This is a genomic window from Asaia sp. VD9 (genome assembly GCF_037150015.1).
GTDB lineage: Bacteria > Pseudomonadota > Alphaproteobacteria > Acetobacterales > Acetobacteraceae > Asaia.
In genome coordinates this window covers 95,570-113,670 of the sequence record NZ_JBBCQM010000007.1, presented here as the reverse complement: position 1 = coordinate 113,670, position 18,101 = coordinate 95,570, and the positions used below count along the sequence as shown (strand labels likewise).

17 protein-coding genes are annotated in these 18,101 nt (G+C 61.8%); 3 read left to right on the top strand and 14 right to left on the bottom strand.

Annotation, left to right across the window (positions count from 1 at the left end):
• Positions 1-41 precede the first annotated feature (41 nt).
• The 7 genes from WFJ47_RS10410 to WFJ47_RS10380 all read right to left on the bottom strand — a co-directional run bounded on the left by WFJ47_RS10410 (position 42) and on the right by WFJ47_RS10380 (position 8,495).
• On the bottom strand, positions 42-1,685 hold the full coding sequence (locus WFJ47_RS10410) for an electron transfer flavoprotein-ubiquinone oxidoreductase (RefSeq protein WP_336762834.1): 1,644 nt from the start codon (positions 1,683-1,685) through the stop codon (positions 42-44).
• A 24-nt stretch (positions 1,686-1,709) separates the two neighbouring features.
• Positions 1,710-2,423, bottom strand: a complete 714-nt coding sequence (locus tag WFJ47_RS10405) for a tRNA (guanosine(46)-N(7))-methyltransferase TrmB (protein ID WP_127099654.1) — start codon at positions 2,421-2,423, stop codon at positions 1,710-1,712.
• Positions 2,424-2,432: 9 nt separating this feature from the next.
• Positions 2,433-3,620 (bottom strand): methionine adenosyltransferase, encoded by a 1,188-nt coding sequence (gene metK, locus WFJ47_RS10400; RefSeq protein WP_062165570.1) that lies wholly within the window; start codon positions 3,618-3,620, stop codon positions 2,433-2,435.
• A gap of 147 nt (positions 3,621-3,767) precedes the next feature.
• Positions 3,768-4,511: a 4-hydroxy-tetrahydrodipicolinate reductase gene (gene dapB / locus WFJ47_RS10395; protein WP_336762832.1), complete on the bottom strand. Its 744-nt coding sequence runs from the start codon at positions 4,509-4,511 to the stop codon at positions 3,768-3,770.
• A 5-nt stretch (positions 4,512-4,516) separates the two neighbouring features.
• Positions 4,517-5,665, bottom strand: coding sequence for a molecular chaperone DnaJ (gene dnaJ, locus WFJ47_RS10390; protein ID WP_127099650.1), 1,149 nt, complete (start codon positions 5,663-5,665; stop codon positions 4,517-4,519).
• Between the two features lie 194 nt (positions 5,666-5,859).
• A complete protein-coding gene (gene dnaK, locus WFJ47_RS10385; protein WP_127099648.1) occupies positions 5,860-7,764 on the bottom strand; it encodes a molecular chaperone DnaK in 1,905 nt (634 codons plus the stop codon).
• A gap of 128 nt (positions 7,765-7,892) precedes the next feature.
• Positions 7,893-8,495, bottom strand: coding sequence for a nucleotide exchange factor GrpE (locus WFJ47_RS10380; RefSeq protein ID WP_336762829.1), 603 nt, complete (start codon positions 8,493-8,495; stop codon positions 7,893-7,895).
• Positions 8,496-8,755: 260 nt separating this feature from the next.
• On the opposite strand from WFJ47_RS10380, the gene WFJ47_RS10375 reads away from it, so the two are divergent.
• Both WFJ47_RS10375 and WFJ47_RS10370 read left to right on the top strand, forming a co-directional pair.
• Positions 8,756-9,469: a response regulator transcription factor gene (locus WFJ47_RS10375; protein WP_336762826.1), complete on the top strand. Its 714-nt coding sequence runs from the start codon at positions 8,756-8,758 to the stop codon at positions 9,467-9,469.
• 189 nt (positions 9,470-9,658) lie between these two features.
• Positions 9,659-11,275 carry an ATP-binding protein gene (locus tag WFJ47_RS10370; RefSeq protein WP_233581868.1) on the top strand — a complete coding sequence of 539 codons (1,617 nt, stop codon included), beginning with the start codon at positions 9,659-9,661 and terminating at the stop codon, positions 11,273-11,275.
• Positions 11,276-11,286: 11 nt separating this feature from the next.
• On the opposite strand, the gene WFJ47_RS10365 is transcribed toward WFJ47_RS10370, so the two are convergent.
• From WFJ47_RS10365 to mlaD, 7 genes are all read right to left on the bottom strand, one after another.
• Positions 11,287-11,634, bottom strand: a complete 348-nt coding sequence (locus tag WFJ47_RS10365) for a UrcA family protein (protein WP_127099642.1) — start codon at positions 11,632-11,634, stop codon at positions 11,287-11,289.
• A 433-nt stretch (positions 11,635-12,067) separates the two neighbouring features.
• The gene (locus WFJ47_RS10360) at positions 12,068-12,568 is read right to left on the bottom strand and encodes a disulfide bond formation protein B (RefSeq protein WP_127099640.1); all 501 of its coding nucleotides are present in this window, start codon (positions 12,566-12,568) and stop codon (positions 12,068-12,070) included.
• Positions 12,565-13,908 (bottom strand): trehalose-6-phosphate synthase, encoded by a 1,344-nt coding sequence (locus WFJ47_RS10355; RefSeq protein WP_336762821.1) that lies wholly within the window; start codon positions 13,906-13,908, stop codon positions 12,565-12,567. Before WFJ47_RS10355 ends, WFJ47_RS10360 begins: the two co-directional genes overlap by 4 nt.
• Positions 13,908-14,651 (bottom strand): trehalose-phosphatase, encoded by a 744-nt coding sequence (otsB, locus tag WFJ47_RS10350; RefSeq protein ID WP_336762819.1) that lies wholly within the window; start codon positions 14,649-14,651, stop codon positions 13,908-13,910. Before otsB ends, WFJ47_RS10355 begins: the two co-directional genes overlap by 1 nt.
• Before the next feature lie 111 nt (positions 14,652-14,762).
• A complete protein-coding gene (locus WFJ47_RS10345; RefSeq protein ID WP_336762817.1) occupies positions 14,763-15,596 on the bottom strand; it encodes a DUF2155 domain-containing protein in 834 nt (277 codons plus the stop codon).
• Entirely contained in the window at positions 15,593-15,799 is a 207-nt protein-coding gene (locus WFJ47_RS10340) for a hypothetical protein (RefSeq protein WP_127099632.1), read from the bottom strand. The genes WFJ47_RS10345 and WFJ47_RS10340 overlap by 4 nt, the downstream gene beginning before the upstream one ends.
• Positions 15,796-16,296: an outer membrane lipid asymmetry maintenance protein MlaD gene (mlaD, locus tag WFJ47_RS10335; protein WP_336762814.1), complete on the bottom strand. Its 501-nt coding sequence runs from the start codon at positions 16,294-16,296 to the stop codon at positions 15,796-15,798. Before mlaD ends, WFJ47_RS10340 begins: the two co-directional genes overlap by 4 nt.
• A 218-nt stretch (positions 16,297-16,514) precedes the next feature.
• Here mlaD and WFJ47_RS10330 point away from each other — a divergent pair, with 218 nt between their 5' ends.
• Positions 16,515-18,074: a vitamin B12-dependent ribonucleotide reductase gene (locus WFJ47_RS10330; RefSeq protein ID WP_336762812.1), complete on the top strand. Its 1,560-nt coding sequence runs from the start codon at positions 16,515-16,517 to the stop codon at positions 18,072-18,074.
• The last annotated feature ends 27 nt before the right edge of the window (positions 18,075-18,101 follow it).

The following is an 18,101-nucleotide window of genomic DNA, read 5'->3' as shown; positions in this document are numbered from 1 at the left end:
GGAATTTGTCGTCAGGGTTCATACCTTATTGCGACTCAAAATCACATACCGACAGGATAATTCGGTCCACCGGCCCCTTCAGGCACACACCAGTCGATATTCTGCGTCGGATCCTTGATGTCGCAGGTCTTGCAGTGCACGCAGTTCTGCGCGTTGATCTGCAAGCGCATGGTGCTGTTTTCGTCCAGCGCCTCATACACACCGGCCGGGCAGTAGCGGCTTTCAGGTGAGCGGAAAATGCCCCAGTTGACCGGGAGCCATTTCGACGGGTCACGCAGCTTCAGGTGGACCGGCTGGTCCTCCTCATGATTGGTGCCCGACAGGAACACCGATGAGGTGAGGTCGAAGGTCAGCGTGCCATCCGGCTTCGGATAGGCAATGGGCTTGCACTGCTCGGCAGGCTTGAGCGCTTCATGATCCGTATGACGGAAATGCAGCGTCCAAGGCGCGCGGCCACGGAAAATCAGGCTGTCGATCCCGGCATAGAGCGCGCCAAGGCGATTGCCCCAGCGGGCAAAGGCGGGGCGCACATTGCGGGCCTCGAACAACTCCTTGAACAGCCATGAACTCTTGAAACGGCGCGTATAGCTTGTGGCCTCGCAGGGGCCTTCACCCCCCAGCGCCTCGGCCACGGCTTCGGCGGCCAGCATGCCGGATTTCATGGCTGTGTGCGTGCCCTTGATCTTGGGCATGTTCAGGAAGCCTGCGGAATCACCCGCCAGAACGCCACCCGGAAAGGACAGACGCGGCAGGGACTGGAAGCCACCCTCTGACAGCGCGCGCGCGCCATAAATTAGACGGCGACCGCCTTCGAGATGCTTCGCAAATTCAGGATGGGTCTTGAGGCGCTGCATCTCCTGAAAGGGAGAGAGCCAGGTATTGCTGTAATCCAGCCCGGTGACAAAACCGTAGGAGACGAGGTTCTCACCGAAATGATAGAGCCAGGCGCCGCCATAGGTGCCGTCATCCATCGGCCAGCCGAAGCTGTGCTGCACGAAGCCAGGCTTGTGCCTCTCGGCGGGGATTTCCCAGACTTCCTTGATACCCAGCCCATAGGTCTGCGGGTCTACACCCTGACGCAGATTGAACTGCTTCATCACGCGCTGGCTGATCGAGCCGCGCACGCCCTCGGTCAGGATGGTCTGTTTAGCTCGCAGGATCATGCCGGGTGCGAAGTTCGGCCCCTGCTCGCCTTCACGGTTCACGCCCATATCTCCGGTGATGACACCGCACAGGCGGCCATCCTCGATATAGGGCTCGGCGGCGGCAAAGCCGGGGTAGATCTCGACACCCATTTCTTCGGCCTGTGCGCCGAGCCAGCGGCAGACCTCGCCCAGCGACACGACATAATTGCCGTGATTGGCCATGGCAGGCATGAGCTTGTCGATGAAGGGTATGGCGAAGCCACGCTTTTCGGTCAGGAAAAGCACTTTTTCTTCCGTCACCGGGGTTTTCAGCGGTGCACCGCGTTCCTGCCAGTCGGGGAAGAGCTCGGCCAGGGCACGGGGTTCGATCACCGCGCCCGAGACAATATGCGCTCCGATTTCGCTGCCTTTTTCAACGAGGCAGATCGTGGCTTCCGGCATGAGCTGACGCAGTCGGATGGCGGCGGAGAGGCCGGCGGGCCCTCCGCCGACGATCACCACGTCGAATTCCATTTCCTCGCGTTCGATTTGCGTGCTCATGCGGTGTTCCGATCCAACTCGGTATCAGGCACCGCGGCGCGTGAACGTCCAGTAGAACGGCACGCGGCCTTCGCGGTAGGCCTTGGCTTCATAGCGTGTGGGTGACCAGCCTTCGGGGCGCTCGCCTTTGGCAGGCGGGGGCGCATCGAATAGATCCTGCGCGCCCATGATCTCGAACACCCAGTCCTGATAGACGGGATGATCGCTCGCAACGCGCCAGACGGCGCCGGGCTTCAGCAGGCGGGCCAGTTCGCGAATATTCTCCGGGTGGATGAAGCGACGCTTGGCATGGCGTGCCTTGGGCCACGGATCGGGGAACATCAGATAGGCGCGGTCGAGACAGCCATCGGGCAGGGATTTCAGAAGCTGACGCGCATCATCGGGCCAGATACGGAAATGATCCGGCGGGGTGATCGTGTCCTCTTCGCCTTCCGGCACGATGCGGGACATGAGCGAACACAGCCCGTTCTCGAAAACCTCGGAGGCAATATAGCCGACATCCGGGTTGTGCTGCGCCTGGTCGAGCGCATGCTCGCCTCCGCCGAACCCGATTTCAAGCCAGACGCCCTGAACAGGAGCGCCGGTGAAGGCGGCCTGCGGGTTGGCTGCCTGATCGGGATTCAGACGGAGCCTGGGCAGTGCCTCATCGAGAAGGCGCTGCTGGCGAGCACGGAGCGGGTGCCCGCGCTGGCGGCCATAAAGCCGCTCAGGCTGGGACTTGAGAGAGGTGTCAGACAGTTGGGGACCTCAGCGGTTGAGGGCACCGCGCAGCGAGCTGACCAGATCGGTCTGCTCCCACGTGAAGTTGTCCAGCACCGGATCGGGCACGCGACCGAAATGGCCATAGGCCGAGGTCGGCACGTAGATCGGACGGTTCAGGCGCAGATGCTTGCGGATGCCGCGCGGCGAGAGATCGACCATTTCGTTCAGCAGCTTGCCGAGACGGGCTTCGTCGATATCCTTGCCTGTGCCATCGAGATCCACATAGACCGAGAGCGGCTTGGACACGCCAATGGCGTAGCTGAGCTGGATGGTGCAACGATCGGACAGACCGGCAGCGACCACGTTCTTGGCCAGGTAGCGCGCGGCATAGGCAGCCGAACGATCGACCTTGGTGGGGTCCTTGCCCGAGAAAGCGCCGCCGCCATGGGGGGCTGCACCGCCATAGGTGTCGACGATGATCTTGCGACCCGTCAGCCCAGCATCGCCATCGGGACCACCGATCACGAAGTTACCCGTCGGATTGACGTAGAATTCTTCTTCCGGGCACATCCAGCCTTCCGGCAGGACTTCACGAACCACTTCACGCAGCATTTCGCGAATGGTGTTCTGGCGCATGCCTTCGATATGCTGCGTCGAGATCACGACCGAGGTCGCGCCAACGGGCTTGCCATCGACATAGCGCAGCGTGACCTGGCTCTTGGCATCCGGCAGCAGGCCGACGCCCAGAGCATGGCCGCTCTTGCGGTAGTCACGAACCTTCTCGAGGATTGACTGCGCATAATAGAGCGGGGCCGGCATCAGGTGCTCGGTCTCGCGGGTGGCGAAGCCGAACATGATGCCCTGATCGCCAGCGCCTTCATCCTTCTCGCCGGCGCTATCGACGCCAACAGCAATGTCGGCGGACTGCGCGTGCAGCAGGGAGGTGATTTCAGCGTTTTTCCAGGAGAAACCTTCCTGGTCGTAGCCGATATCCTTGATGGCATGACGGGCGCGCTCGATCAGCAGCTCGCTGGTGATCGACGCCGGGCCACGGACTTCACCGGCCAGAACGACGCGGTTGGTCGTGCAGAGGGTTTCGCACGCAACACGGGCTTCCGGGTCGGCCTCGAGATAAGCGTCCAGAACGGTGTCGCTGATCCGGTCGGAGACCTTGTCCGGATGACCTTCAGAAACGGATTCCGATGTGAAGAGAAATTCGCCGTAGTTACGCACTCAGGGACCTCGCAGGGAATGAGTGAAAGAAAGGAGAGCGGACGCGCGATAACCTGCGCTCGACCCGCAAGAGAGGGCTGTCCTTAGAGGCATTGAGCCACAGGGGTCAAGCGTTTGTTATGTTGCAGTACGGGAAGTGACGCCTGATCAGGCCTCGAATATTTCCGTCATGGTGTAGAGCCCTGCCGGTTTACCAGCCAGCCATCGCGCTGCCTTGACCGCACCCTGTGCAAACACGCGGCGGTCAAAAGCGCGATGCGACAAGGTGATCTGTTCCGTGCCCGACGTCAGGATCAGGCTGTGCTCCCCCACGATCTGCCCGGCACGCAGTGAGGCAAAACCGATCGCCCCTTCGCCGCGCAGTCCGGAGCGATCGATCTCGGTCACATTGGCCAGAGCGACATTGCGCCCCTCAGCAAAACGCTCGCCGATGGCCAGAGCCGTACCTGAGGGGGCATCGCGTTTCTGACGATGGTGGGTCTCAAGGATTTCCGCATCATATTCATCGGCAGGCAGCTTGGCGCCCAGTTGACGGGCCAGATCGAGCAGGAGGGTCAGGCCGGGAGCGAAATTGGCGGCCTTGAGTACCGGGATGCATTGAGCGGCCTGCGTGATTGCCGCTTCCTGCGCGGCATCGAACCCGGTTGTCCCGATCACCCAGGCGCATCCTGCTTTGGCAAAGGCCTCGGCATGGGTGCAGGTGGCCTCCGGACTGCTGACATCGATCACCACATCGCACCGATCCGCCAGCGTCGCGGGGTCCGTGACGATATGGCGGGCGGGATCTGCCTTGCGCGACAATCCTCCCGCGAGATCGAGGCGGGAAGCCACGACTTCCTCGGCGCAGAGTGCGCCCAGACGGCCCGTTATGCCCGCGATGCCGATACGCATGGGTGTTACTTTCCTTCGAAGAAGTCCCGGACCTTGGCGAAGAAGCCGGTATGTTCCGGATTGGCCTTTTCCTGATCCTGTGTCTCGCCCGCCTCTGCCTCGAACTCTTCCAGCAATTCGCGCTGGCGTGGGCTCAGATGATGCGGGGTTTCGACGGCGACCTGAATATACATGTCACCGCGCGCGCTCGAGCGCAGAACCGAGAAGCCCTTGCCGCGCAGTCGGAAGTTCTCGCCCGATTGCGTCCCGGCAGGGATCTTCACCTTGGCGCGGCTGCCATCAATGACAGGGACCTCGATCTCGGTGCCGAGCGCAGCCTGCGTCATGCGTAGCGGCACGCGGCAATAGATATTGGCCCCGTCACGCTGGAAGATGTCGCTGCCGCCCACCGCAACATGCACGTAGAGATCGCCTGGCTGTACGCCGCTGCCACCAGCCTCGCCCTCGCCCGTCAGGCGAATGCGCGTACCATCCTCGACGCCAGCGGGAATGGCGATATCGAGCGAGCGCGTCTGCTCTGTCGTGCCAGCGCCCTTGCAGCTCTGGCAGGGGTTTCGCACGACCTTGCCCGAGCCCTTACAGGTGGGGCAGGGACGCTCGACCAGGAAGAACCCCTGCTGTGCCCGCACGGCGCCTGCGCCGTGACAGGTGGGGCAGGTGGCGTCGGAAGGATTGCTGTCGGCCGAACCCGTGCCATGACAGCTCTCGCAGGTCACGCGCGTGCGGATTTCGACCGGCTTCTTGACTCCGGCATAGGCCTCGCTCAGCGAGATCTCGACCTGAACCTGAATGTCGTTGCCCGTTCGACGGCGACCGCCCCCGCCGCGACGACCGCCCATCATGTCGCCGAACATCTCGAAGATATCGTCGAGACCTCCGCCGCCAAAGCCACCGAAGCCGCCGCCCATACCGCCCATGCCCCCGTTTTCAAAGGCGGCATGACCGAAGCGGTCATAGGCAGCGCGTTTCTGTTCGTCTTTCAGAACGTCATAGGCTTCGTTGATTTCCTTGAACTTGTGCTCGGCTGTTTCATCGCCCGGATTACGATCGGGATGAAAGCGCATGGCCTGCTTGCGGTAGGCTTTTTTCAGCTCATCGGCGGAGGCCGTGCGGGAGACTTCGAGAACGGCGTAGAAATCGATCTTGGTGGCCATGGGAGTCCATCCTGGTGTCGAGAGGCAGCGGATCAGGGCTCTGCAAGGCAGAGGGGCGATCTAGACGGGGGCAGGCTATCCAGATCATACAAAACGCGATCCGAATGCCGAAACGCCCGCCCTCCCGAGGGAAGGACGGGCGCTGCGAGAAACAAGCCTTCAGGGAGAGGTGGCTACCCCTCCCATCCGGGTGATCAGTGCTTCTTGTTGTCGTCCACGTCCTCGAAATCGGCATCGACGACGTTTTCATCCTTGGCAGCATGAGCCTCGCCACCAGCGGCGCCCTCTTCTGCCTGACCGGCGGCGTAGACAGCCTGACCGATCTTCATAGCCGACTGCGTCAGACGCTCGGTAGCGGATTTCAGCGCCTCGACGTCCGTGCCGTTCATGGCCTCGCGCACGGCAGCCACAGCGGACTCGGCTTCAGCCTTGTCTGCAGCAGGTACCTTGTCACCAGCTTCCGTCAGCGACTTCTCGGTCTGATGGATCAGGGCCTCGGCGTTGTTGCGCTGCTCGACCAGTTCGCGCTTGGCCTTGTCCGCCGTGGCATTGGCCTCGGCTTCCTTGACCATGCGGTCGATATCGGCATCGTTCAGACCACCAGAAGCCTGGATCTTGATCTGCTGTTCCTTGTTGGTCGCCTTGTCCTTGGCCGACACATTGACGATGCCGTTGGCGTCGATGTCGAAGGTGACTTCGATCTGCGGCACGCCACGCGGGGCCGGGGCAATCCCGGTGAGGTCGAAATTACCGAGCAGCTTGTTGTCTGCCGCCATTTCGCGCTCGCCCTGATAGACCTTGATGGTCACGGCATTCTGGTTGTCTTCTGCCGTCGAGAAGGTCTGGCTCTTCTTGGTCGGGATCGTCGTGTTGCGATCGATCAGACGGGTGAAGACACCGCCCAGCGTCTCGATGCCCAGCGAGAGCGGGGTCACGTCGAGCAGCAGAACGTCCTTTACGTCGCCCTTGAGTACGGCGCCCTGAACGGCGGCACCAATGGCCACGACTTCGTCAGGGTTGACGTTGCGGGCGGGTTCCTTGCCGAAGAACTGCTTAACCGTCTCGATGACCTTCGGCATACGCGTCATGCCGCCGACGAGAATGACTTCGTCGATCTCGGCTGGGGTGACCGAGGCGTCCTTGAGAGCCGCACGGCACGGGCCAAGCGTACGCTGGACCAGATCATCCACCAGGCTTTCCAGCTTGGCGCGGCTCAGCTTGACCACGAGATGCTTCGGACCCGAGGCATCGGCCGTGATGAACGGCAGGTTGATCTCGGTTTCCTTGGAGGAGGAAAGCTCGATCTTGGCCTTCTCGGCTGCTTCCTTCAGACGCTGCAGGGCAAGCTTGTCACCACGCAGGTCGATACCCTGGTCGCGCTTGAACTCGTCTGCGAGGTAGCCGATGATGCGGTTATCGAAGTCTTCACCACCGAGGAAGGTGTCACCATTGGTGGACTTCACTTCGATCACGCCATCGGAGATCTCGAGGATCGAGACGTCGAACGTGCCGCCACCGAGATCGTAAACAGCGACCGTGCCGGAATCGCGCTTGCCAAGGCCATAGGCCAGAGCGGCTGCCGTCGGCTCGTTGATGATACGCAGCACTTCGAGACCGGCAATACGACCTGCGTCGCGCGTTGCCTGACGCTGGGCGTCATTGAAGTAGGCGGGAACCGTGATGACGGCCTGAGAGACGGTCTCACCGAGATAGGCCTCGGCGGTTTCCTTCATCTTGCCCAGAACGAAAGCGGAGATCTGCGACGGGGCGTAGTTTTCGCCACGAGCGCGCACCCAGGCATCGCCGTTATCGCCACGTACGATCTCGTACGGGACCATTTCCTTGTCCTTGGCCACGGTCGGGTCGTCGAAACGACGACCGATCAGGCGCTTGACGGCATAAAGCGTGTCGGAAGGGTTGGTGACGGCCTGACGCTTGGCGGCCTGGCCCACGAGACGCTCACCATTATTGGTGAAGGCGACCATGGACGGCGTGGTGCGGGCACCTTCGCTGTTTTCGATGACCTTGGTCTCATCGCCTTCGCGGATCGCGACGCAAGAGTTCGTGGTGCCAAGGTCAATACCAATGACTTTGCTCATACTCAGTCCTTTCAGCGGCGTCGTCCGGCCCATTCAGGCACCGGGCAACACCCTTGTTTTCGTCTCCCTGCCTCGGCAGGGGCGGGTTACTCGTAAAATCTAGGAGCGTGCAGCGAGGGTTTCAACCCTCATTCTGCGGCTTTGTTGCCACCCTTGGCGACGACGACCATGGCAGGCTTGAGCAGGCGGCCATGAAGGGTCCAGGTCGGGGTCCAGGCCTGCATGACCGTACCGTCCTGATGCTCATCGCTCGGCTGTTCAGCCATGGCCTGATGCAGGTTGGCATCGAAGACTTCGCCTACCGGGTGCTGGCAGGTGATGCCGTTACGCTCGAGGATGCCGAGGAAGGAGCGCTCCGTGCTCTCGAACCCTTCACGCAGTTTGGCAACAAGCCCTTCTTCCCCGTCGACCTTTGCCGGCAGTGAAGCGAGACCGCGCTGCAGGTTCTCGGCGGCTTCAACCACGTCACGGGCGAATTTCTGGACGGCATACTGGCGGGCATCTTCCACCTCACGCTTGGCGCGTGTGCGGTAGTTCTGCATCTCGGCTTCAGAACGCATCCATTTGTCGCGGAATTCCTCGACCTGGGCCTCGAGCTCCGCAATGCGGGCTTCGGGTGTCTGGGCACCCGTCTCGGTTGTGGTCCCGGTTGCGGCTTCTGTCGCTGCCGGGTCGGGCGTTTCGGTTTGCGCGCTGTTCTGGGCGTCGTGCTGCGCGTTTTCAGTCGTCATCGTGGTCGCAACCTCGAAAAATCGGGCCCGGTCGAACCGGGCGGCAAAGGGTCGGCTCCCGCGTACTCCCCCTTGGCGGGGCGAGCGTGACCGCTGGAAGCCACGAAAGACACCGATCGGCCATCCCGAGATGTCCGACCGTTTTCGACTGCCCCGTCTTGGGCGCAGCCGCGTGGTAAGATATAGGTGGCTGTGACAAGCCATATGCCAACCCCCCTCGTATTGGCAACAGGCAGAAATTAAAGGCGGATGCATCGCGCATGGAGACGACAAAGCACACGATCGCCCTGGTGGATGATGATCGCAATATCCTGACTTCGGTCCAGATGACTCTCGAGGCCGAAGGGTTTGTCGTGCACACCTATACCGATGGCGAGGCCGCTCTTCAGGGTATTCTGGCGCGCCCTGTCAGTCTTGCGGTGCTCGATATCAAGATGCCGCGCATGGACGGGATGGAGCTGCTGCAACGCCTGCGCGCCCGCTCCTCCCTGCCCGTCATTTTCCTCTCTTCCAAGGACGAGGAGCTCGACCAGCTCATGGGGCTGCGTCTGGGAGCCGACGACTACATCACCAAACCCTTTTCACAGCGCCTGCTTCTGGAGCGTATCCGGGCTCTGCTGCGCCGTCAGGATGCCAGTCGCGCCGAAGGGAGCGGAACGTCGAGCGCGGGAGCGGCCATCGTTCGCGGCAGTCTGACGCTGGATGAGACGCGTCATCAGTGCCTGTGGGCCGGTCAGGACATCATGCTGACTGTCACCGAGTTCCTTCTGGTCAAGGCGCTGGCGCTGCGTCCCGGTATGGTGAAGTCACGTGACCAGCTGATCGATGCCGCCTATGGCGAAAACATCTATGTGGATGATCGCACCATCGACAGCCATATCAAGCGTGTGCGCAAGAAGTTCAGGCAGATCGACGATAACTTCAACCAGATCGAGACGCTGTACGGCATAGGCTATCGCTACAAGGAAGACTGATCGGCCATGCCGGAGCGTGAATCTCTCGGGCGTCGCACGAGACGCGGCTCTCCCGGCTTCATGACGCAGGCGATGCGCCGCCTGCGCCGTCGCTCCCTGCGGCATGGGGATACGCTGGCGCTTGAGGCCGAACGCGACGGCAGGAAAACAGCACGCCGGTTCAGGTTGCCGCGCTTTGCCTCGCCGCTCATGCGGCGGATCTTCCTGCTCAATACGCTGCCCCTGGCCATTCTCGCCGTCACGCTGCTCTTTCTGAACGATTTCCAGAACAGCCTGCTCGAAACCGATGTGAACGCCCTGCGTGAGCAGGCCCATATCTATGCCGCTGCCATGGGGCAGATTGCCGTTGTGCGCGATCCGGCCCGTCATCCTTTTCCTGGTGCCGAATTCATGCTCGACGGGGTGCAGGCTCGACCGCTGCTCCTGCGCCTGACCGAGCCGAGCCCGAATGTGCGTGCACGTCTGGTAGGACCAGACGGGACACTCGTGGCTGACAGTTTGAACGAGGCAGCTCTGGTGCGCCGCGACCGCAAGGGGCAATCCGGTGCGGGCGAGCCTGCCCCACCGCCGCGCTGGCAACCGCCGCGCAATAACGGAATCGAAATTGCCTATGAGTGGCTGCTTTCCCTGCTGCCGCTCTCTTCCCGCGAGGGGATCGTTACACTCGAGGCGCAGGATAGCCCGCCCCCTCTGCGCTCTGCGGGGGAGTATCGTGGTGCCGAGGCTGCTCCCTATATTCGACGCACACAGGACCATGAACTGGTGATCACCGTGGCCGAGCCGGTCATTCATGACGGGCAGACCGTTGGCGTTATCCAGCTCACCCGTCAGGCGCAGGAGGTGGACCGCTCTCTTTTTGCCGTTCGCTCCTCGATCCTGTCGCTGTTTCTGGCCGCCATGGCCGTGACGGTTCTGCTCTCCTGGTATCTGTCGATCACCATTGCGCGTCCGCTGCTGCGTCTGGCCGTCGCCTCGCATGACATGCGTGATGTTGCCGGACGTGCCGACACTGTGCCGGAATCCCTGCTGGTGCGTCGCGATGAGATCGGCGTGCTGGCCCGGGCGCTGCGCGGATCGGTGCTGGCGCTCTGGGCGCGCATGGATGCGATCGAGCGTTTTGCCGCCGATGTCAGTCATGAAATCAAGAACCCGCTTTCTTCCATACGTTCGGCCATCGAGACCTTGCCGCGTATCGAGAACCGCGAACGTCAGACGCGACTGCTGGCCATCATCAATAATGATGTGCGTCGTCTGGACAGGCTGATCACCGACATTGCCGATGCGAGCCGTATCGATGCGGAACTCTCGCGTACCCGTTCAGAGCCGGTAGCGGTGGGTATGCTTCTCTCGATCCTGACGGAGATGCATCAGACCACGCGCAAGCCAGAAGATGCGATCCTTATCCTTGATGATTCCCACGACGATGCAGCGCATCCCCTGCGGGTTCTGGCCGTGGAAGACCGTCTGGTTCAGGTGCTGCGCAACCTGATTGGCAATGCCATTTCGTTCTCACCCCCGCGCGGGCATATTACCTTGTTCATGCGCCCCGAAGAGCGTCAGATACGGATCACGGTGAGTGATGAGGGGCCGGGTATCCCGCCACTCAAGCTCGAGGATATTTTCGACCGTTTCTATTCGGAACGTCCCCAGACCGAAAATTTCGGGCAGCATTCAGGGCTGGGCCTCGCCATAAGTCGCCAGATCATCGAGGCCCTGCACGGTACGCTTCATGCCGAAAACCGGTATGATGAAGCGGGTCGGATCATTGGCGCCCGCTTCGTGATCTTGCTGCCTCGGGCGCTTTAGCGCGACCCCCCTCACGAACGTGCCAGACGGGTCTGGCTCGCCTCCATGCGGCGGGCATAGATATCACGCATCTGCTGCACGCCGTTTTCATACGCGGCCTGGGTGCAGTCTTCGATATCGGCTGCGCGACGATCGCTGGCACCCGTTTCACGCTCGCAAATCTCGGCGGCTTTCGCATGGATCGCATCGGCAACCCGATTCCAGTCGCGGTCGGATTTCAGGCTGACATGTGACACATCGATCTGAGCGCTGTCATTGGGGGCGGTTTGGGCCGGGTTCTGATCCTGTGCCAGAGCGGGCTGGGCGGCCAGGGCGATGAGGCTGGCGGCGGCGGCAAAGGACTTGGCGAAAGTGAACATGGTCGAGATCCTTGACTGTCCCCGGACCCTCTGTCCGGCGGGATAATCTCTCTCATGCAAACGTCGTGCCAAACTCGTTGTGACGGCGATTTTTTATGATTCTTTATAAGGACCGTAGTCTATGGGGGTGAAAAAAGACATAAATTGGTCGAAAGAGACCAATCTGGGCAAATATGCCCATTTCATTCTGATTTCCTGAGAGGGTTGGCGCTATTCTTCTTCCTGCTTCCGTTCTGCCCTGATTTCAGGCGCGACCATTTTCCCGCGATAGGCCCCGGTCGTCAGGCTGCACGATATATTCAGAAGGGGTCGTTATCCGGAAATCTGAGTGACTCGAGGCGAGCATCAAACGGGCTCGCCCCCTCGTGGGTGCAGGAAAGAGTCCTGTACAGACGATTCGAGGCAGGATTTCAGATCCCGAGGGCAAGGCTTTTTAGCGCGCAGCGCGCCACTGGCGCGCCTGAAGAACCACGCTGTAGCTGACGATGATGAAGAGGATGGCGGCAGCGATGCCACCGAGCACAGTCATGGAGACGGGCAGGTTGAAGATATAGGTCGGGTCGTCGCAGGGTTTGGCGGGGCGAAGCGGCATGCTGGCCATGCGATCATGAAAGCTTGCCCCCGCCCGGAAGACGGGAGCATGGCAGGCTGGAAGCGGGCTCTCCCACCATTTCTGTTCCACGCCGTTATGGAGCCCGGCCAGCATGACCGAGGCCGCCAGTGCGGGCAGGGCCAGCACGGTGGCCCAGAAACCGATCGTACCGGGAATGAGCAGAGCGAGGACGCCGAGAAAAGCGATAAAACGCCATGGTGCGCGTTCGATCAGGCAGAGTTCACAAGGTGCGTAGCCGAGTACATGCTCCGCCCACCAGGCGATACCGATGGCGGCCATACCGGCGAGAAACATCAATCCACCGGTCAGTCGCGCAATCATTCCTGTCTTTCGGTCTCGTTGAGCATATCCAGAAAGCGATCGGCCCAGTTCGCAGCGGTGTTCTGGGTCACATCGCGATACAGAGCCTGCCAGCGTCTTTGCCGCTCTTCAAGACTCATTGTGATACCGGCATGGATCGCATCGGCAATTCCCTCATGGTCATAGGGATTCACCATGAGAGCCTGCTCCATTTCGGGCGCAGCGCCTGCAAGGGAGGAGAGGATCAGGGCGCCGGGATCATCGGCGCTTTGAGCCGCCACAAACTCCTTCGCAACAAGATTCATGCCGTCGCGCAGCGGGGTGACGAGCGCGACATCGGCAATGCGATGAAAGCCTGCGAGGACCTCACGCGGTACGGATTGCGTGAGATAGCGGATGGGCGACCAGTCGAAATTGCCATGCATGGCATTGATATGCCCGGCCATTTCGTCGAGTTCGCGCCGCAGCGCACGATAGCTGGCAACCCCCGCCCGCGAGACCGGGGTGATCTGGAGCAGGACCGTTTCGCCCTTGTGCTCAGGATAGCGATTCAGAAAGGTCTCGTAGCCATGGATACGCTCGGGAATGCCCTTGGAATAATCAAGGCGGTCCACACCCAGAATGAGTTTGCGCCCACGCAGCGAGGCGTGAAGGCGCTGAACCTCCTCCGCCATGACGTTGCGCACGGCCTGCTCACCGAATTCGACCGGATCGATCCCGATAGGGAAATGAGTGGCTCGGTTGGGCAGGTCATTCGCCTCAAAACAGCCATCCATGTTGCGGGCATCTTCCTCGGTCTGGACGCCAATCAGGTCATAGGCAGCCATCTCACGAAGCATTTCCTGCGCGCAGGGCAGAACACGTGTGACGCTCCAGGGCGGGAACGGGATATGCAGGAAGAAACCGATCTTGGCCTTCACACCACGGCGGCGCAGCTTCGCACCGAGTGGGAAGAGGTGATAGTCGTGGATCCAGATCGTGTCGTCATCGCGCAGAAGCGGAACGAGCTGATCGGCGAAAAGCGCGTTGACCTCGCGATAGACCTGATAATCGATCCGCTTGTAGTCGATGATCCCGATACGATAATGGCAGAGCGGCCAAAGCAGGCCATTGGAGAATTTCTCGTAGAAATGCTCATACTCGCTGCGGGTCAGATCGATGGTGGCGTAGGTGCAGCTTTCATGGGTATCGAGCTTGGGCGTCTGCTCCTTGGACTGGCTGGTATGACGGCCTGACCAGCCGAACCACAGGCTCTCTGTCCCGCGTACGGCGTCGCGTACACCCACAGCAAGGCCCCCGGCAGGCTGGCTGCGTTCGCGGGGGGCAGGAACACGGTTGGAAACGACAACAAGGCGACCCATCAGGCAGTCTCCACATAATGAGCGAGCCATGAACGGAACGCGTGAGCGGTGGGAAAATCATCGGGAATGAGATAGCCTACTCCGCCAAGCGCCCTGGCAGCGCTGATGCCGTCGCGGTCGGTCACGTCATCACCGACGAAAAAAGGCACACGACCGGCGAAGGGAGGCTGAGCCATCAGGGCTTCAACGGCCTTCCCCTTGTGAATGCCTACGAGACGAATTTCCCAGGCCATTTTGGAGGGGTGGATCTCGAACGCCTCCTGGCCTGACAGCCAGGTTTCTATGGCGCGCCGGAATGGTTCTTCCGCCTCGGGATTGGCACGGTAATGCAGCACCAGACCCGCTTTCTTGTGCTCGATGGCGGTGTCGGGATAGCGGCCTATCAGATTCTGCGCGTCATCGATCCAGGATTGCGGAAGAGGCTCAGCAGTCACCGGTTCCTCAGCGCCGTCTAGGCTGCGCCTCAGGGTCAGGCCGTGCTCGCCGGCAACGGCTGTGGGAATGCCCGGCAGAAAATGGTCAATCTGCTCGATAGGGCGTCCGGTGACGATTGCCAGAGCCCCGCCGCACAAATCCCGCAGACGCAGAAGCGTGTCGGTCAGACCGGGTTCGAGCTTAACGGAGGCGGGTGTCGGAGCAATATCGACCAAAGTCCCGTCGAAATCGAGCAGGAATGCTGCGCGCTCCATAGGAGGCGCGACAGGGCCGGATGACAGCGAAGCCGTGGGAGAGGGGGTTGTCATGGGGCTGATAACTTCCTCATTGATACGCGGTTGCACCGAAATACAGGCACAGTCGCGTTATCAGCCCCAAATCTGATCAGAATATGGTCAGAATGCTTCTGGCAGGATTTGTCAGTGATTATATGGCTGCGGCGGAGGCAGGGCCTGGGTCGAACCGCCTCCTGAGAGGGGGGCAAGCTGCATCGGGCCGCCAGTATCCGCCGGGGCGCTGGTGGCAGGGCGCGCCGCTGTGCCAGCACCGGGATTGGGCGGAAGGGTCTGGCGGGACGCGCTTCCCTGGGCACGAGACGGAGATGACGTATCGCCCAGCGGGGTAAGGCGTGTCGGACCGCCCATGGCCCCTCCTATGCTCGGAGGAGCGGCGGGCAGGCTTCCCGGCAAAGTCTGGCTTTCACTGCGCCCCGTCAGGGCTGGCGGTGCGTGTGACGGGTCGTTCAGATCGCCGGGCTGGTTATCCGCTCCCTCGGGGGGCGCGTTACTGAGGACGGGTACGACGGCCTGCGGCAGAGGCGCGAGGGCCGGATCGGTCTTGGCGCCCGAGCATGAGACGATGGCGATATCGTAGAGCGCACTCTTATAGGCCGAGAGCGAGGGCTCCTCAGCCAGAATCCAGCCCTGATAATGCGCGCCGGGGTCGGTGTCATCGCTCGTGGAAATCAGCGCGGCAGCGTCGCGTGGCAGGGTTTCGGGCCGTTCCACGCAGCGTGTCACGCCCAGATGCAGGCTGCGATACTGGCCCTGCCCACCCACAGGAATGGTCATGGTCTCAATATGGGAGTCGGTGCGGTTGAGCACACGGATCACGGCTTCGCCTCGACCCTGCCAGAGATCGGCCGGATACATGACTGGTGGTGCGACTGCCTCTGCCGCATAAGCCGGGGCAGAAACCACGCTGTTGAGCAGCAGAGCGCCCAGCGTGCAGGAAGCAAGGAAAGCACGTGTCATGGTGTCAGCTCCTGCAGCGAGGCGATCATCTCTACCAGATGATGGCGCATGGAGTCTGGGGCCACGCCCATCAGCAGGGCGTCTTCGAACATGTCCTGAAGCGTCTGGCGCAGCTCGGCCTCGTTTTCACGAAGCACCTTGAGCTTTTCGACACAGGCGATGGGCTCGCCATTGCGATCGGTCCAGCGCGTCAGGTCACTCATGGGGTGGCGGCCTTGCGGCTCTTGTCCAGCGAGTCCGTGACCGAGAAAATGAATTTGCTCAGAAGCTGCTCAAGGCTGATCGCACCCTGGGTCTGTGCCACGACCGCACCGGGGGTCAGGTTCTTCTCGTCACCGCCCGGTGACAGGGCAATATATTTGCCTCCAAGGAGACTGTCCGAAGTCACGATGGCCGCGCTGTCGGTCGGCAGCGAAAGCCCGTCCCGGACTGTGAAGGTAACCTCGGCGCGATAGCTCTTGGGGTCCACCTTTTCGGAAGTGACATGCCCGACCGTGATACCGGCCAGACGCACATCGGAACCTACCGAAAGTCCGTCGATCTGATTGAACACCGCACGAAGCGTGTAGCCTTCGGAACCGCCATGGCTGCGCCCCAGAACGGCCAGCGCGAGGAGCGCCGCTAGCGCGGCAAGAACCAGAAAACCGGTTGTCAGTTCGAGGATGTCGCGACGGGATCGCGTGCCGGACAGCGCACTCATAGGGTTTGGGTACTCACAGGCTTTGGCCCCGGACAGGATGAATCAGAACAGATACTCCTTTTCAGTCCTACAGGCTTCGTCTGCCAGCGTCCATCACCCCCGCCTGAAACGGGGGGCGGAATGTTATCCACCATATCCCCATTTTGCGGACCATTATCCCCTGCCGGGCAGGCCGAAACACTCTTTGCGCGCGCCGAGTCGATGCCTAGATTCAGGGTATGACAACGCTTCTCCAGTGGAACGGGGTGCGTATGCGTGTTGCGCATGTCGCTGCCGATCCGGACGATCTCGCCCTGCGCGCCGTAACCCTTCCTGCAAGCTGGGAAGACGAGGCGGCGATTGCGCTCCTGCAGCTCTCAGGCGCGACCGGTGCGCTGCGCCTGTCGACCGAGGCCGCACGGTGGCTCGATCGCCTGGGCGGGCTGCCGGCTCTGCCGGGAGAGGCCCTGCAGGGAGGCAGGAAGCCAGCCATCGCTGCGGCGCTCGCCGACGCGCTGCTGGCGCGGCAGATCGCGCCTATGGCGGGGCTCTGGCAGGGGCAGGTCGATCGTCGGGCCGGGTTCGTGCTCAATCTGGCCGCTTTTGTTCAGGAAGGCGATTTCGATGCCGAGGCTTTCGTCCTTCTGGTCAGGCTTGCCTGCGTAGCGCTGCGTCGTCTCCATGCCGTTAACGGTCCCATGCTCAATGGCGAGCTGCCGCTTTTCGACGGCCCAGCTGCCGCGATGCAGGAGCAGGAGAGCTCGGGCGGCCCGGCGGGTACGCTTCTGCTGACTAATCTCGATAGCTGCCTGGCGCAGATGGGTCTGGATTACGACAGCGAGACGGGACGTGACGCGGCTTGTTATCTCAGCTGGCTTGCGACCTCTCTCGCGCGTCAGGGGGCGGGTCCTGTGCCCTTGCCGCCGATTTCCTGCCCCATTGCCGGGCTTGAGATCACGGGGCGGCAGATACGCGACGAGATGGAAGACACCCTTCCCGATCTGCCCAACAGGGCGTTGGTGGAGACCGGTTTCTCGCTCCCTGGGCCTGTGGATGCGCTGCTGGGCGTCGAGTCCTGTGGTCTCGCCCCGATCTTCTCCCCATTGCAGGCCAATGGAACCCTGCGTGCCAGCGCTCTGGCGCGACTGGCGCATCGCGGTCTGAGCCTTGAAGCAGCTCTGGCCTCTGCCGTTCTGGGAGAGAACCCCCTGCCCCAGCCTGGGCCGGATGCGCATCTCCTCATGCATCGTGCCCTGACCGGATTTGTGGATCGTATGCCGGCCCGTCCTGATCCGGCATCTCCCCTGCCGCTCCGTGCTCGGCTCGAGCGTGGGGTGCGTCGCCCGCTTCCCGCCCGGCATGGCGGTTTCACGCAGCGCAGCTCGATTGGCGGCCATCGGCTCTATCTGAGGACCGGCGAGTACGAAGACGGATCGCTGGGCGAGGTCTCGCTCACGCCGGGGCGCGAGAGCGCCATGGTACGGGGGCTGCTCGAAAGTGTGGGCCAGGCAGTGACCATCGGTTTGCAGCATGGTGCGCCTCTGGCGGCCTATGTGGAGCAGTTTGCGCATACCCGTTTCGGACCTGCCGGTACGGTCGAGGGGGATCCGGTAGCAGCTTATGCCTCGTCCCTGCTTGATTATGCCTTCAGGGCGCTGTCTGATAGCTATCTGGGCAAGAGATTGCCCGATAGCGCCCCGGAAGATCCTCATGTGATCGAAGAGGATCCGATGCTGCCGCTGGACATCCCCGGCGATCTCCCTCCGCGCGAGCGCGGAAAGCTGCGTCTCGTCAGCTGAGGGGAGATTGCCCTTCAGCAAGGAGGA

What these genes read in the sequence shown, in the direction of transcription:
- WFJ47_RS10410 (WP_336762834.1), bottom strand. Translation starts at nt 1,685, where the DNA reads ATGAGCACGCAAATCGAACGCGAGGAAATGGAATTCGACGTGGTGATC.
- dapB (WP_336762832.1), bottom strand. Translation starts at nt 4,511, where the DNA reads ATGCGTATCGGCATCGCGGGCATAACGGGCCGTCTGGGCGCACTCTGC.
- dnaJ (WP_127099650.1), bottom strand. Translation starts at nt 5,665, where the DNA reads ATGGCCACCAAGATCGATTTCTACGCCGTTCTCGAAGTCTCCCGCACG.
- dnaK (WP_127099648.1), bottom strand. Translation starts at nt 7,764, where the DNA reads ATGAGCAAAGTCATTGGTATTGACCTTGGCACCACGAACTCTTGCGTC.
- WFJ47_RS10380 (WP_336762829.1), bottom strand. Translation starts at nt 8,495, where the DNA reads ATGACGACTGAAAACGCGCAGCACGACGCCCAGAACAGCGCGCAAACC.
- WFJ47_RS10375 (WP_336762826.1), top strand. Translation starts at nt 8,756, where the DNA reads ATGGAGACGACAAAGCACACGATCGCCCTGGTGGATGATGATCGCAAT.
- WFJ47_RS10370 (WP_233581868.1), top strand. Translation starts at nt 9,659, where the DNA reads ATGCGGCGGATCTTCCTGCTCAATACGCTGCCCCTGGCCATTCTCGCC.
- WFJ47_RS10365 (WP_127099642.1), bottom strand. Translation starts at nt 11,634, where the DNA reads ATGTTCACTTTCGCCAAGTCCTTTGCCGCCGCCGCCAGCCTCATCGCC.
- WFJ47_RS10360 (WP_127099640.1), bottom strand. Translation starts at nt 12,568, where the DNA reads ATGATTGCGCGACTGACCGGTGGATTGATGTTTCTCGCCGGTATGGCC.
- WFJ47_RS10355 (WP_336762821.1), bottom strand. Translation starts at nt 13,908, where the DNA reads ATGGGTCGCCTTGTTGTCGTTTCCAACCGTGTTCCTGCCCCCCGCGAA.
- otsB (WP_336762819.1), bottom strand. Translation starts at nt 14,651, where the DNA reads ATGACAACCCCCTCTCCCACGGCTTCGCTGTCATCCGGCCCTGTCGCG.
- WFJ47_RS10345 (WP_336762817.1), bottom strand. Translation starts at nt 15,596, where the DNA reads ATGACACGTGCTTTCCTTGCTTCCTGCACGCTGGGCGCTCTGCTGCTC.
- WFJ47_RS10340 (WP_127099632.1), bottom strand. Translation starts at nt 15,799, where the DNA reads ATGAGTGACCTGACGCGCTGGACCGATCGCAATGGCGAGCCCATCGCC.
- mlaD (WP_336762814.1), bottom strand. Translation starts at nt 16,296, where the DNA reads ATGAGTGCGCTGTCCGGCACGCGATCCCGTCGCGACATCCTCGAACTG.
- WFJ47_RS10330 (WP_336762812.1), top strand. Translation starts at nt 16,515, where the DNA reads ATGACAACGCTTCTCCAGTGGAACGGGGTGCGTATGCGTGTTGCGCAT.